Origin of the sequence: Trichocoleus sp. Lan (assembly GCF_039961855.1) — a bacterium.
Classification (GTDB): Bacteria; Cyanobacteriota; Cyanobacteriia; order Cyanobacteriales; family FACHB-T130; genus FACHB-T130.
Window position 1 is genome coordinate 1 of record NZ_JAMPKA010000047.1, and the last position, 13,203, is coordinate 13,203.

Here is a 13,203-nt window from a genome sequence, read left to right on the forward strand (position 1 = left end):
AATGCTGCTGCCACGGATGAGCCAAGCGATAGCTACGCTGACCAATCGGTTCGCCCTTACGTTGAAATGCTATCCCTGAACGAGACAGTCGCCTACCAGCGGAAGCGCGACGGTGAGATTATCTGTGCCTACCTTGGAACCAGCACCAATCAACTTGCTAAGCAGTGGGTATCAACCCTGGAACTGTGGGGCTGTTCTGCCGAAATTCGCAAACCCAAGCGCATCACCGGCAGCAAATGGGAAATCAAAATTAAAAACGCTGACATCACCCGACTGACCAAACTCGCGGAATCTCATCCCGCCTTCAATAGTGGAGTGCCAGCCCCAAAGTCCGAATCGCTGGAGTTGGTCCAAGATATCCCCGAAACCTCCAGCGAGAACTCGACAAAATGCGACGCTACCACGAATCCATCGGCATCGGTTGAACTGCGCTTCAACGATGAAGTGTTGATTGAGTCTGATTCTGTCCCTGGACTGCGAGGAAAGATTGGTCAGGTCAAGACAATTGGCAGCAATTGGATCGGCGTGGAGTGTGAGGGGAGATTGCACGAGTTCTTCGCCACTGAGCTGACGCTGATTTCTGGAGTAGAACCGCCGCAACCGAAGACAGTCAACGCGGCATTCAAGGCAATCGCTTCTTGGAGTCCCTACAGCAGCAAGCGGATTGGTTAACTCCGACTGGGTGGGCACCGCTCACCCATTCCAAGCGCCATTATTTATTTACCAACACCCACATCCTCCTATGAGCCAAGACCTAACTCCGTTTGAAAAAACCATCATCGAAGCGCTCCGAGCCTTTTACAAGCAAAATCAGGAACTCACTCGTCAAGTCTCCCGCCTCGCTGATGCCGTAGAACGTATGGCACCCGCTAACACAGTTGCGCCCAACTATCAGCGTCCATTGGAATCTTTCACCAAATTTGATTGGGCTTCGATTAGTGCCACGGTTGAACGCTCCGATCAATACGGCGCTGCTGTCGTCAACTGGCACGGTCAGCAGTTCACCCGGAGATCGCCCTCCAACAAATTTGGGGAAGCCGTCTGGTTCAGCCGCTGCGTTGGCAAAAGTGAAGATGGGCAGAACGTTTACGAACGGCTAATCACATTTAAGCCAGTGTCAAAAGTCGAAGTGGAGCCATTGCCTAACAAGGTTACTCGCCTCACCGGACAGGACAGCGATTAAGAATTGCGCTTAAGAAAAGGCTGGGTAGCATCGATTGCCCAGCCTATGCTCACAGCACTTTAAGAGAGAATCCAATCAGATTCTCTCTTAAAGTGCTGTAAAAACCTCCAATAAACCTGTAACGGGTACAATGCAGACGAAGTATAGGTTTTAACCACAATGAATAAACCTACTGGCGGCAGGACGAGAAAAGAGGATTACACTACCTCCGTGATGCGGGTGCCAGACCCAGTGAAGCCGAAAGTCATTGAACTCATCGAAAAATTTCATCAAGCCAGACAGCCAAATAATCCCGTAACAGATGATTCCCAGTATTGGCAGATTCCGGCTTCTTTAATTCCTGAACTGCTGGATATTGACGGACGCAAACCCAATTTTGTGACAGAGTGCAGCATCAGTAATGCCGACTGGTGGAACCAAGATGGCAAACAACAGTGGGAAAAATGCTGGCGCGAAAACTTAGAACGCTTTAATGACTTAGCGGATCGAGTGAATGAATGTCTGCGGCAAGTTGACAATAGTTGGACGCTGGCATTTCCTGACGACAATGAGAAATCCGTTAAGAAGTTATGCGAATACCGCTTAATCTATCTAGATCAACCGACTACTGCTGCTATACCCCTAGAAGCTGTGCAATGGGCATTGACATCTAATTATTTTGGCTCTGGGTTGAAGGAGAAGATTATCGATGCTTTTAGACAAAAGCAATGGGGAATTTTAAAAGCTTTAGAGGTAGGGGTTCATCCGCCAGTGAATCGGCGGGAATATTGGCATAAAAACTACACCGAACAACTGGGCAAACCTAACGTGAATTACTGGCAGTGGCGGCAGAACCCAGAATCACGAGAAATTGCCAACGAACTGACTCAGCTTCTAGAACTGCCAGAACCCTCAGCGGATACGCGGCGAGTGCTTGAGTGTTTGGCAGAAGGGAAAGATCCCTTCTACGATCCCAAGCCGAATGGAGGGGAAATATATCTCGGCTTTAATACATTTCTGAGCAAAGGCGCACTTAGCAGCTACGACCCCAACATGAAACAGCGTTGTCGTGACGCCTTTAGAAATTGGCATCAAACAGTTCTTGCCCAGTTAGGACAGGATACTTTAGAAGGAATTTACCGAGTCTGCTACGGCTGCGACTGGATTCTGATTGAATCCATCTTGGCTCCACCTTTTGTGGGGGCATGGTGGGACGTTTTACAGGTATCGCCTGGTGCCACTCTAGAAGAAGTCAAAAGCGCGTACCGGGCAGCCGCCAAGGTTTGGCATACGGATGTTAACAGCAGTCCCATCGCTCTTGCTCGGATAACCGCACTCAATAAAGCCTACGAAGAGGCGAAAGCAAGTTTTACCGATTACAAGTATCGAGTCTAGCGAGCGCCCGCTCTTCTCATCGTCACCCAGTCCTCAGGGTCTGGGTTGAATTTTCTCTGCCAGTGCAACATAACAAGGTTAATGTAGAACTTAATATGGCCCAAATTACGACTCAAACCAGCGCGGAAGTCACCCCATCTGATGCCCATGATCGCTTGATTGAGATGTGGGTGGACGGTCGTTCGCCGCATACTCAAGACGCTTACCGCCGATATGCCCGTCAGTTCCTGGCACACGTTAACCGTCCCCTGCACCTAGTGACGCTAGCGGACATCCAGGGGTGGAAGTTAACCTTGGTTGGCTTGTCCCCCAACAGTCAGAGGACGGCGATCGCGGCGATTAAATCTTTGCTGACATTCGGGCATAAGATCGGATTATTACCCCTGAATGTTGGAATGCCGGTCAAACAACCCGCTGCCAAGGACTGCCTGAACGAGCGGATACTCACTGAATTGGAAGTGCAGACGTTAATTGCTTTGGAAACCCATCCCCGAAACCGGGCAATCCTGCGGCTGCTGTATTCTGCTGGGTTGCGGGTCAGTGAACTTTGCGCCCTGACCTGGAAGGATCTAAAAGTTCGCGGTGATAGCGGACAAGTTACGGCATTCGGCAAACGAGGGAAGACTAGAACAATTCTGCTGTCTGCGGGCGTCTGGGTTGAGTTAATTAATTTAAGAGGTAACGCGGGAAACGACGACCCAGTTTTTCCATCCAGGGAGGGCGATTCGCAAGGGAATCACCTGCATCGTTCCCAAATTAATCGCATCGTCCTGGCAGCGGCGAAAAGGGCAGGCATCAAGGAAAAGGTATCGCCCCATTGGTTGCGTCACGCTCACGCTTCGCATAGTCTCGACCGAGGAGCGCCAATTCATTTAGTACAGCAGACGTTAGGGCATGAAAGTGTAGCGACTACTTCCAGATATCTGCACGCACGCCCCAACGACAGCAGCAGCTTGTATCTTCCTGGTTAAGAAGTCTCATGTCTGAAGAGTGTACCTACAGCCACACCGAGCTAAATATCGCGCTTACGCAAGCTACCCTGATGCTGTGCCAAGGCAATATTGTGGCAGCGGCGGAGTTATACGACCAGTTGTTGCGGGAAGCAGTTACGGACAAAATCCCACGCCGAGATGACTAGAAGCCCCTCCAAGGCAATCCTGAGAGGGGCAGGGGTGACGGGAAAACGCGGCTTTCTTCGCCGGGGAAATGCGATCGCTACCAGTGAATATAGTCTGTTACCATAGTGCGCCAATCAAGCCACCAACAACAGTCCCCACTGGACCGCCAACAATACTTCCAATAATTGCTCCACTAGCTGTAGAACTTTGTGAAGCTTGTTTTCCAAGCTCAGCTCCTAATGCTCCTCCAATACCCCCTCCTACTGGTCCTGCCACTTTTGTCCCTCCAATTCCTCCCAAGGCTGCGCCAGTGCCGGTTAAACCTGCTGTCCATAAACCTTGCGGGCTAAAACCACCTCCTGTGATATCAGCGGTTTCTTCAACAGTTAATTCAGAAAACAGTGAATTATCTTCAATGTCAGTAATTTTCATGGTTGTAAAACTTGTCACTTCTGTCGATTACTCAGATAAGACACCAATATTTCTATGCATTCGTAACTAAAATTCACAAAGCCTTAATTGATATCACGCTGAAGCCCTTGCAAGGAGATTAGGAGTGCAGTGGCGACGACAATAGATAGGCGCATCTTGATAGGTTGAATGGGACGCCTCAACTTTAACTGATGCTGCCAGCGCGATCGCTACTACGAACCCGCCAGCATTGCCAAGATTTGGCTTCTCTCGACTGGTTCCAAGTGTCGCAGCGGCAGAACCTTCCCTACTCCCCCCTCAAAGACAAAGGTGGGAGCTTCCCAATGTTCCGAGGTATCGCGACATAGTACAGATTCGGGGTGAAGCTGACGCCACACCACCAACTTTTCTCCCGCTAGTTGCTTGTAGTTTTTAATTGCTAAATGGTACTCGTCTTGAATTTCTACTACTTGCGCCGCGGCTGCTTCCATCTCTTGAGCGATCGCAGCACAGGATGCTTCTAAATCGCTAAGTTCCTTCTCTTTTGTCGCCAGTTCCGTTTTGGCAGATTGCAACGCTTTCTCTGTGGCGTCTAACTTGCGTTGGCGCTCTGCCGCCTCAGTAGTGCTTGCGAACTCTTTCTTAAGAACATCTAATATCTCGTTTTCTCCGGGCTGCGGCTGCCATTTAGGAGGATTTTTAATAATACTAATTGCGTCTTCCAATTGCTCAATTGTGTTTTTAAGCTTGAATATTTCTTGGCGTAACTTTATGCATTTTAAGCGGTTGTTTACACCTATATATTAACAAAAATAAAACCCAAAGTTGACATTAGAGATGTAATGTAAAGTGGTCTGGTTTCGGGAAGCATGATTGTCTTTGAAAAGAGTAATTTTCACAGGTAATGGCTTTGGCTCGTAGCCGGTACTAGCTTATCATCCTCCGCCAAAATATCTGATTCGATTTGACTAAGACATTTGAGATTCATCTGTTCTAAATCGTTCAATACTGCGTTCGCCTCAGTCCCAAATTTGTAATATTCAGTTAAGCTGCCTAGTCGATAATTAAATGGCTGGTAACGATGCTTGAAATATAGTTCAACGTTGCCCCTGTGTTCCCAAGTACCCAGTACCTTAAGCTCCACAGTTTTGTAATGACAGCGTAAATCCCGCCGAATTTCTACCATTCGTTCTTCAATTGTTCGCTTAGTTACACCAATTTTATATAGGGTTTCACTATCAGTTTTTACTTTTAAATAATACAAGCGATGCTCCAGGATTCTTCTGAGCTGAGTTCGGTAAACCCATAAATCAATTGAACGTTCTTTCAGGTTCAGGGATTTAAGAACCTTAGCAAGTTCAACCTGCCGTTCTATATCAGCTAATTTCTTGAGGAGAAGCGGCTCTTGGACTTGATTGAACTCTTTTAAAGGCAGCGCTCCAACTGGAATCATCCCTAGCTGCGTAAACTCGTATCCAGGAGGATTTTGATAGGGATTTTTCTGTAATAGTTTGGCTTTGATTAATGGCTTGAGGTCAACAGAGAAGGGGATGCTCCAGCCATTCTGACCGCATGATTTCCACAGGAGTTTTAGCAGTTGCAGCGCCTGACCTGATAGCTCGATATTAAAGTTGTCATACAGAGGAAGGGTAGGGAACTCTCGCTTAACCGTCACGGAACGACAGGTTTGCCCAGTATGAGCGAAATGGTGTTCTTTGACTTGACCCTTCTTCGCGACTAATTTGACTCCACAATAAGGGCAGATTAAATCACTTTTACCGCTAGGAACATCAACAATATTAACCAATTTATTATCAGCATTGACCCCAAACTTTAGCAGCCACACATCAGCCATATCGCCAATCACTAAGTATTTACAGTCAACTTCCACGGTAGATAGAAATCAGGACGCTCCCTTAAATAAACGCAATCGCCTCTAAGTTTCTGGGAACACTAGGACTGTCCCAGATGAGAAGGTGTGATGAACAAACTCGCAACTGCCGCTGCCTTAGTTCTAGCCTTAACCGGAATCCCCGCCACTGCCCAAACTACAGCAACAGTAGTTAGCACTGGCGATGGTGATACGCTTCGAGTCAAGGTCCAAGGGAAAGTTACTACTGTTCGCTTAGGCTGCATTGATGCCCCCGAAACAGGACAGCGCCCTTGGGGGCAGCAATCAGCGGCGAAACTCAAGCAACTTCTCCCCCCTGGTAAAGCTGTGCAGGTTAGAGAAATTGAGCGCGACCGCTATGGCCGGACTGTCGCTGAGTTGTACGTGGCGAATCAGTCAGTGAACCTCCAGATGGTCAAGCAGGGGCAGGCAGTTGTCTACCGGCAATATCTAAGCGGCTGTGCATCCACAAAGAATCAGTACCTTCAATCTGAGGCTCAAGCCAAGCAGAAGAAACTGGGATTCTGGAATCAGCCCAAGCCAGTCATGCCGTGGGATTTTAGGAAAGGACAATCAGCCAGCAATCAACCATCTTCTAGCCCCAAGCCCAAGCCAGCCCCATCTGCCCAACAAAACTGTAGTCCAGCTTATCCAGGCGTATGTATTCCCCCCGGCCCACCGGATTTGAATTGCCCAGATATCTCCTATCGGAATTTTAAGGTTCTGCCACCCGATCCGCACGGCTTCGACCGCGACAGTGACGGGGTTGGATGCGAAAAAAGGTAACAGTGCAGTGAGAAGCGATCGCGAGTTGAGCTTGATCCAAGGGTGCCTACCCCTCAGAAATACCAAGTTTTCTTAGTTCCAAGACCCAACGTTCTTTCCTTCTTGCATTCAGTAATTTCTTTTCAGCAATCAGCGGGGAGTAGCTTGCGATCGCGGGTTCTGCATGGGTTTGGGTTGAACAATCCCAAGAAGCGTCCCTTGACGCGAAAATTAAGACAAAGATCCAGACGTGTTAGCGCAGTTTCTCGCAACCAGATGGAAATTACCAATCAAGAGACCAAATAAAACATTGCCCGTAGTTTGAATAAAGCTTGAATTATTGGAGAATAACGCAAATGGCTTACGTTCATGAAATTAAGTTTTTTAATAAAAACAATAAACTATATGCAGCGTTATACGATAATCCACCAATCTTCTGCGAAGAGTTTTGGATTAAAAATGTTGGAATTGAAGATTTAGGAATTAAAACTTTACCGGAAAATATACAGCTTGATAAGAAGTATAAGGTTGAAGATTTGGGAGTAAAACCATTTTATGCCTCTAAGCCAACGTTTGATTTTCTTGATAAACTAGCTGAAATAGCTTGGAAAGAGGGGACAAGATTAGCCATTGGAACTTTTTACTTAAAGTGATTAATCAGCTAGAGACGATGATGCTACTGGCGTGGTTATAAAAATCTACCTAGGATTTCAAAGTTCTAACTCCCAATCCTCTGGGCAATAGAGTTAAATGCGAGAAGAGGTAATAGTGCAGTAAGGCGCGATCGCGAGTTGAGCTTGCTCCAAGGGTACCTACCCCTCAGAAATACCAAGTTTTTCTGCGATCGCGCGGTAAGTCGCACCCATGTTTTCTTGTTTCCAAGGGCCAACGTTTTTTCCTTCTTGCGTTTCCGAAATCAGCGGCGAGACTAATCTAGGGAATACAGGCAGTAACTCCATTCAAAGTGTGTTATCAGGAGCTTAGAGTGCGATCGCGGATTAATTCCCAGTTTGCACACCCTCAACTCTTCAGCCAAAGGCGGGGAAATAAAGGATTAGATTGAGCATTGGATGGTTTTTTGGGCTTCTCTAGAGATTTCTCCATTCGCATGGGAAGACTAGAAATATACAAGCCATTCAACAAAATTGGATTTCATGAAGAAATTCTTACTTCCCGCGATCGCAACAGTTCTAGTCACCCTTCCCGCGATCGCGGCTCCAGTTTGGGAGCTTGTGGGAAAAGCCGAAAACAGTCAACTGTACGTGGATAAGACTTCGGTTGTGAAGCGCGTCAGAGGGAAATCGACCCTTGCTTGGTACACTTCCCGCATATCCTATTCTTCCCCATCTCCCGAAGGTTGGAAAGAAATGATAATTTTCTCCTCTGCCAACTGTACTGCTCGTTTACAACGTCAACGAATGGTTGTTGTTTTCGATCAAACAGGAGAGGAAATCGGAAGAACTGAAGATGGAGATGCCGCACCATTGGTGGCGGTTCCGCGCGGAAGTGCGGCTGGCTCTGCCTTAAGTTACGCTTGCCGCTAGACACTAAATAAAAACCCTGGTTGAAAATGCCTGGGTTGACTATTGCATCGGAGAAACAATCTGTTAAGCAGCAGCTTCTTCGGCATTATTTTCTTGTGCCGAGGAGATGCCGATCATCTGTAATTTTTTGCGGCTCTTAGCATCTCTTCACGCGCACTATCTCCTAAAGAAAGCGAGGGAAGTAGCAACATCGTCGAATCAGCGAAGCGCTCCTTTTCGCGATCGCAAACAGCGCAGAAGATGACGGCTAGAAAGCGAGTTGTGCTACGAAACTAAAGAAAAAACATCTTGGGATAAAGTAAAAATGGATGAAGTTGTCAGAACAGTTGCTGCTCTGGGATTACCCGGTGTAATTCTCGTCATTACGATGGCTACTACAGGCTTTACGGGTGCCGCTGCAATTACAACAGCTCTAGCTTTCCTTGGTGGCCCCGCAGGGATGCTTGGTGGAATAGCAGCTCTTGGAGTTACGGGATTAGTTGCTCAAGCTCTGTCTACGGTCGGTATTTATGGTCTTTTGACTGAGGTGTATCGCTATCGAGCGCAATCAGCAGTACCAAGAAATTTGCTTTTAAGGGAAATTGATAACTTACCAATTATCGACATGAATTTGAGACGTCATCTCCGAGAGGTAGTTATCCAAAACAGCCATAACTAAGGCTAATTCATGCGGCGTACAACGGGTACAATCCTTAAATTGCGATCGCGCCTACTTTTTTAAATGCAGACACTGGGGCTAATCAACTCAAAAATCCAGATACTTGCTACTCCCATCTGATGGATTAGACTCCAGATAAATATTCGTTACCGAAATATTGGAATGCCCCAAACTGTCTCTAACCAAATGTAGCGGTGCGCCTTTGGTCAAAGCGTGTTGTGCGTGAGCGTGGCGAAGCCAATGCATTGATATTTTTGGATCTAGTCCAGCTTCTTCCAACGCTTTCTTGATAATTTTGTGCGCCGCTGTTCTTTCCAACCTTCGACCGCGACAACTCATAAAAACTGGCGTAGTTCCATCGGCTCCCTGCCGTATCGCTTCAAGTTCCAGCCATACTCGTAGCGGCACCAAGACAACTCTCATCTTGTGACCTTTACCTGTAATTTTGGCTTGTGCGCCACCGTCTGCTGTTTCGCTAAAATCGTTCCACACCAAGTTCAGTGCTTCAGAAATTCTCACGCCAGTTGAATAGATCAATTTAAGCAGGGCGCGATCGCGTGGCTGAAGTTGGTGGCAGTCGATTAGTTTAAAAACTTCACGCTCTCGTATAATCCGACCCGCAAGAATTGAATTCCCCTTGGGTATTCGCAAAGCAGCAGCAACATTAAAGCGAATGTAGTTCAGCTTCACACCGAAACTGAACAAACTTTTAATCGAATTAAGCTTCCGGCGCTGGGTGGATTCTTTTAGCCCCCGTTCCACCAGATGAGTCGAGTAACTTTGCAAGTCTTCCAGGGCAATTTGTAAGAGCGGTTTACCGATGAACTCGAACATAGCTTCTACATCTCGGCAGTAGCCTTGCTGCGTTCCGGATGGGCGATTGTGCAACCATATCTGGATTAACTTTTCGTCAGATGAGACGCGGGAAAGAATTATTTCATTCATAGCGGACGAGACGGGGAAGAAAGGGGGCTTATTCTTCCATGCAAACTGGCATTTCAACAAAAGTGCAGTTTTGTTGATTAATCGGCGACGGCATTTATCTTGCTGTTAATTCTGAGTCACCGATCGTTGTGCAATCACCTCAGCTAAATAGAGGGTGAATTCATTGTTGGTAATCGTTGGTGAACTTCAAATCAGAGATTTATCGCTGGTCGTTGATGCCTAGTGATGGTATTTGTTGGCAATTGATGATTACTTCGCGATCGCTGGCAAGCGCGATCGCACTGAATTGACGATTCAACCGCTTCTGTAATCTCCCTACCCCATCGGCTTAGCTTCACATTCAACTCTAGTGGGTTTGCGATTTACGGTAGCCTTTCAAAATTTTTATGATTCAGGACACACGCATCATCCTATTGAGCGTTTTTCCCAGTAGAGGCGATCGGGATCATCATGACTATCCGCGCACTCAAACTGAAGTTCACTCCAAGCAAGGCACTAAAAAAACAACTGGTGCTAATGTCCTGGGCAGCACGAGATTTAACCAATATTTTGGTTACTCACGCTCGATATATTAGAGAACACAAAGGTCTGGCGTGTGAGGTAGTTCCTGCTCAAGGTGATACCTGTACTCTTCAAACTTGGGATAGCGAAAGTAAAAAATGGATTGATGCTCCACGAGACGGTAAGGGTGTTAAGCACGCGATTGTCCCTTGTATGGTCACCCGAAAACCTAAAAAAGGGGAACTCAATAAGGCTAAACCACTCATCAAGTCGCACGGAGAGACTGCTGGACAATATTGGGATAAAGGACTCGCATGGGAAATTCTTCAAGCCCTTTACTCTGGTAAAAGTTGTCTCTGGCCTCGCACCACTACTAACCACATAGTCTCCAAAGGAAAGCGCAAAGGCTTAACAGAAGTCGTGGAAACTACGACTCAACAGAAGCCAAAAGCTGAGTATAGCCTGAGTGTCGAATATGATGGAAAACCTCATACAGTAACACTCAGTGCTAAAACAGTCGGGGTTATTACACGTAACTTTGACGGAAACTTCAAAAGTTTTTTGAGTAATCTCAGGCGCGGCGATCCAAATGCCAAACCGCCTTATAAACAGCGGAATTACGTTCCTGTTGCCTTCAATAAGGATGAAATTCGCTGGGAGGGAGAAGGTCTCAGACTCGGTTCCGTGTCAAAGAACAAACGACATCAAGGAATTACTATTGTCTTCCCAGCATTGAAAAAATTAAAGGGTCAACAGTTTCAAGATGCGAAAATTACCCGCTCCTTAAATGGTGAATACTGGCTGCATCTGACCCATGAAAACAATGTTGAAAAGAACCCCGAACTAACGGGAATTGGTGCAATCGATTTTGGGCAGAAGCGAGCCATTGTCATTGCTAACCAGAAGGGCGAAACGGCTACGATTTCTGGTAATAATATCTGCGCGGTTAAACGAGTCCGCGATCGCCGCCTAAGAGAGATTGGGCGTTTACGCAGTCGCACTTTGCGGGGGCAGGCTCGTCAGTACCTCAGCAAGGATGAGCAAGACAAAGCGCTAGAGAAGAACCGCATCAAGCCGGGGTCTGGAGAGAAATACGTTCGGAGCCTAGTTGCTCAAAGGCGACGGGACGGCAGAGACGGTCAAGGGCGAAACTTGGAAGCGATTGGGCAGAAACAACCAGAAGTTCCTCTTAGGAAGCGCTCTCGTCGGCAATTTAAGATACTCAAAGCATCTCGCAAACTCTCTGCACGGTCGCGTCGGGCGTTGGACTATGCCAACCATTGCGTCACTAGAGCAGCTGTAGACTGGGCGGTTGAAAACAAAATTGGCACCCTCTACGTTGGCGAACTTGACAACATTCCCAAGGGTAGAAAAAAGGGCAAGCGCCGGATGAAGCAGGTGAAGCGCAACAGCCTGTGGGAGTGGCCTACGCAAACAAAATATTTGGCGGATAAGCTCGTTGAAGCTGGTGGTATCGAGGTTAAGAAAGCCAGCGAGCGATTCACCTCTCAGAAATGTCCCCAATGTGGCACCCTCAATAAACCGAGGGGTCGCCGCTACCACTGCCGACCCAATAAAGGGGGATGCGGATGGAGAGGAGACAGAGACCAAGTAGGGGCAGTTAACTTCTTGAATACCTGCCTTGAACGGGATATCGGCGAACCGGGTAATTTAGTGCCGGGACGCAATTACATACTTCGCCTTTCGCCAGCAGCGCGAAAGCGAAAGAACCCACGGACTGCCCCAGCAGGACGGAAAATCCGCTCTGGTAAACCAGGGCGTGTGGGGACGCCGATTGGTCGGCCTGCTAGTGGGAGCAGACCCGCTAGCAGTTTTGAACCTGCGGAGGAAACAGCCAAAGGGCATCGCGTAAGCGATCGCAAGGACGAGGATGGCTCTGATTTGCACGCCCCTAGAACTGTCCGTACATCCCAACGCAAGGCGGGAATTGGGATCTATTCTAAAAAATTAGGTCTGATGCAGGTAAGTGCTGGTCCAGGGGACTGCGAAGAATCTCTCCCTGCTACATCTGGGATTGGTAACACCAGTAGCCAACCCTCAACCCTCAATACTGGGGCAATAGAAGCTGATTCAGGAATAACTCAGTGCGCGGATGTGGAGGTGTTTTCAAGCAACATCGCCGAAGAACAACCCAAAACTAGCTCTCGCAAAGGAAAGCGTAAGCCTATCACGAGTCAGAAGATTCGCGCTAAGTCAAAAACTCTTACTCCGTCCGAGGTTGGCAATAATCGCGAACCACCAACAAGGAAAAAGGCTGAATCTAAAATCCGCGCAAGGACTAAATCCGCGCAATCGGAATCTGCTATTCAGTTATCGCTTGACCTGTGGGGGACTGGGTCTGAAATTGATTCCTGAGACAGACTAAGGGTTGCAAGCTTAATATCAAAGGCATGACGCATCATCTGTGCAATCTGAAATTGATTCCTGAGACAGACTAAGGGTTGCAAGGTTGCATCGCACCTTGATTGGTGACGGTAGGCGATACTCTGAAATTGATTCCTGAGACAGACTAAGGGTTGCAAGGTATCCTTCAAGTCGCCACAAAATTGCGGCATCGTCTGAAATTGATTCCTGAGACAGACTAAGGGTTGCAAGTTCCCATTCTCGCGATCGCGTGCATCGCGACTTGCTGAGTCTGAAATTGATTCCTGAGACAGTTAAGGGTTGCAAGAACCGCTGTGGAAATTTAACGATACGGGATTGATTTTTCTGAAATTAATTCCTGAGACAGCTAAGGGTTGCAAGGCGCACAGTATAGACAGCTCTGATATCTGGGTATATCTGAAATTGAT

Annotated in this window: 15 protein-coding genes; 10 read left to right on the top strand and 5 right to left on the bottom strand. The window is 47.5% G+C overall.

What is annotated here, in order from left to right; all coding sequences use genetic code 11:
• From NDA03_RS26180 to NDA03_RS26200, 5 genes are all read left to right on the top strand, one after another.
• On the top strand, positions 1–672 hold a 672-nt coding region (locus NDA03_RS26180; protein ID WP_348239608.1), incomplete at its 5' end, for a hypothetical protein.
• Between the two features lie 70 nt (positions 673–742).
• Complete coding sequence (locus NDA03_RS26185) at positions 743–1,183, top strand: single-stranded DNA-binding protein (protein WP_348239609.1); 441 nt, start codon at positions 743–745, stop codon at positions 1,181–1,183.
• Between the two features lie 159 nt (positions 1,184–1,342).
• Positions 1,343–2,557: a J domain-containing protein gene (locus NDA03_RS26190; RefSeq protein ID WP_348239610.1), complete on the top strand. Its 1,215-nt coding sequence runs from the start codon at positions 1,343–1,345 to the stop codon at positions 2,555–2,557.
• Positions 2,558–2,652: 95 nt separating this feature from the next.
• Positions 2,653–3,528, top strand: coding sequence for a tyrosine-type recombinase/integrase (locus NDA03_RS26195; RefSeq protein WP_348239611.1), 876 nt, complete (start codon positions 2,653–2,655; stop codon positions 3,526–3,528).
• 8 nt (positions 3,529–3,536) lie between these two features.
• Positions 3,537–3,695, top strand: coding sequence for a hypothetical protein (locus NDA03_RS26200; RefSeq protein ID WP_348239612.1), 159 nt, complete (start codon positions 3,537–3,539; stop codon positions 3,693–3,695).
• A 97-nt stretch (positions 3,696–3,792) separates the two neighbouring features.
• Here the strand turns inward: NDA03_RS26200 and NDA03_RS26205 are convergent, their stop codons facing one another.
• The 3 genes from NDA03_RS26205 to NDA03_RS26215 all read right to left on the bottom strand — a co-directional run bounded on the left by NDA03_RS26205 (position 3,793) and on the right by NDA03_RS26215 (position 5,977).
• A complete protein-coding gene (locus NDA03_RS26205; RefSeq protein WP_348239613.1) occupies positions 3,793–4,107 on the bottom strand; it encodes a hypothetical protein in 315 nt (104 codons plus the stop codon).
• A gap of 212 nt (positions 4,108–4,319) precedes the next feature.
• The gene (locus NDA03_RS26210; RefSeq protein WP_348239614.1) at positions 4,320–4,811 is read right to left on the bottom strand and encodes a hypothetical protein; all 492 of its coding nucleotides are present in this window, start codon (positions 4,809–4,811) and stop codon (positions 4,320–4,322) included.
• A 170-nt stretch (positions 4,812–4,981) separates the two neighbouring features.
• On the bottom strand, positions 4,982–5,977 hold the full coding sequence (locus tag NDA03_RS26215; protein WP_348239615.1) for a competence protein CoiA family protein: 996 nt from the start codon (positions 5,975–5,977) through the stop codon (positions 4,982–4,984).
• Between the two features lie 90 nt (positions 5,978–6,067).
• Between NDA03_RS26215 and NDA03_RS26220 the strand changes: the two genes are divergently transcribed.
• Positions 6,068–6,763 (top strand): thermonuclease family protein, encoded by a 696-nt coding sequence (locus NDA03_RS26220; RefSeq protein WP_348239616.1) that lies wholly within the window; start codon positions 6,068–6,070, stop codon positions 6,761–6,763.
• A 335-nt stretch (positions 6,764–7,098) separates the two neighbouring features.
• Positions 7,099–7,395 (top strand): hypothetical protein, encoded by a 297-nt coding sequence (locus NDA03_RS26225; RefSeq protein ID WP_348239617.1) that lies wholly within the window; start codon positions 7,099–7,101, stop codon positions 7,393–7,395.
• A gap of 159 nt (positions 7,396–7,554) precedes the next feature.
• Here NDA03_RS26225 and NDA03_RS26230 read toward each other — a convergent pair whose 3' ends face one another.
• Complete coding sequence (locus tag NDA03_RS26230) at positions 7,555–7,701, bottom strand: hypothetical protein (protein WP_348239618.1); 147 nt, start codon at positions 7,699–7,701, stop codon at positions 7,555–7,557.
• Between the two features lie 195 nt (positions 7,702–7,896).
• On the opposite strand from NDA03_RS26230, the gene NDA03_RS26235 reads away from it, so the two are divergent.
• Both NDA03_RS26235 and NDA03_RS26240 read left to right on the top strand, forming a co-directional pair.
• On the top strand, positions 7,897–8,286 hold the full coding sequence (locus NDA03_RS26235; protein WP_348239619.1) for a surface-adhesin E family protein: 390 nt from the start codon (positions 7,897–7,899) through the stop codon (positions 8,284–8,286).
• Between the two features lie 304 nt (positions 8,287–8,590).
• Positions 8,591–8,944 (top strand): hypothetical protein, encoded by a 354-nt coding sequence (locus NDA03_RS26240; protein WP_348239620.1) that lies wholly within the window; start codon positions 8,591–8,593, stop codon positions 8,942–8,944.
• 87 nt (positions 8,945–9,031) lie between these two features.
• Here NDA03_RS26240 and NDA03_RS26245 read toward each other — a convergent pair whose 3' ends face one another.
• Positions 9,032–9,889 (bottom strand): tyrosine-type recombinase/integrase, encoded by an 858-nt coding sequence (locus tag NDA03_RS26245; protein WP_348239621.1) that lies wholly within the window; start codon positions 9,887–9,889, stop codon positions 9,032–9,034.
• Between the two features lie 450 nt (positions 9,890–10,339).
• Between NDA03_RS26245 and NDA03_RS26250 the strand changes: the two genes are divergently transcribed.
• The gene (locus NDA03_RS26250) at positions 10,340–12,766 is read left to right on the top strand and encodes a transposase (RefSeq protein ID WP_348239622.1); all 2,427 of its coding nucleotides are present in this window, start codon (positions 10,340–10,342) and stop codon (positions 12,764–12,766) included.
• Positions 12,767–13,203 lie beyond the last annotated feature (437 nt).

Excerpts from the sequence above, each read along its gene's own strand:
- NDA03_RS26230 (WP_348239618.1), bottom strand. The coding sequence starts at position 7,701 with ATGGAGTTACTGCCTGTATTCCCTAGATTAGTCTCGCCGCTGATTTCG.
- NDA03_RS26240 (WP_348239620.1), top strand. The coding sequence starts at position 8,591 with ATGGATGAAGTTGTCAGAACAGTTGCTGCTCTGGGATTACCCGGTGTA.
- NDA03_RS26220 (WP_348239616.1), top strand. The coding sequence starts at position 6,068 with ATGAACAAACTCGCAACTGCCGCTGCCTTAGTTCTAGCCTTAACCGGA.
- NDA03_RS26190 (WP_348239610.1), top strand. The coding sequence starts at position 1,343 with ATGAATAAACCTACTGGCGGCAGGACGAGAAAAGAGGATTACACTACC.
- NDA03_RS26225 (WP_348239617.1), top strand. The coding sequence starts at position 7,099 with ATGGCTTACGTTCATGAAATTAAGTTTTTTAATAAAAACAATAAACTA.
- NDA03_RS26245 (WP_348239621.1), bottom strand. The coding sequence starts at position 9,889 with ATGAATGAAATAATTCTTTCCCGCGTCTCATCTGACGAAAAGTTAATC.
- NDA03_RS26205 (WP_348239613.1), bottom strand. The coding sequence starts at position 4,107 with ATGAAAATTACTGACATTGAAGATAATTCACTGTTTTCTGAATTAACT.
- NDA03_RS26195 (WP_348239611.1), top strand. The coding sequence starts at position 2,653 with ATGGCCCAAATTACGACTCAAACCAGCGCGGAAGTCACCCCATCTGAT.
- NDA03_RS26250 (WP_348239622.1), top strand. The coding sequence starts at position 10,340 with ATGACTATCCGCGCACTCAAACTGAAGTTCACTCCAAGCAAGGCACTA.
- NDA03_RS26235 (WP_348239619.1), top strand. The coding sequence starts at position 7,897 with ATGAAGAAATTCTTACTTCCCGCGATCGCAACAGTTCTAGTCACCCTT.
- NDA03_RS26200 (WP_348239612.1), top strand. The coding sequence starts at position 3,537 with ATGTCTGAAGAGTGTACCTACAGCCACACCGAGCTAAATATCGCGCTT.
- NDA03_RS26185 (WP_348239609.1), top strand. The coding sequence starts at position 743 with ATGAGCCAAGACCTAACTCCGTTTGAAAAAACCATCATCGAAGCGCTC.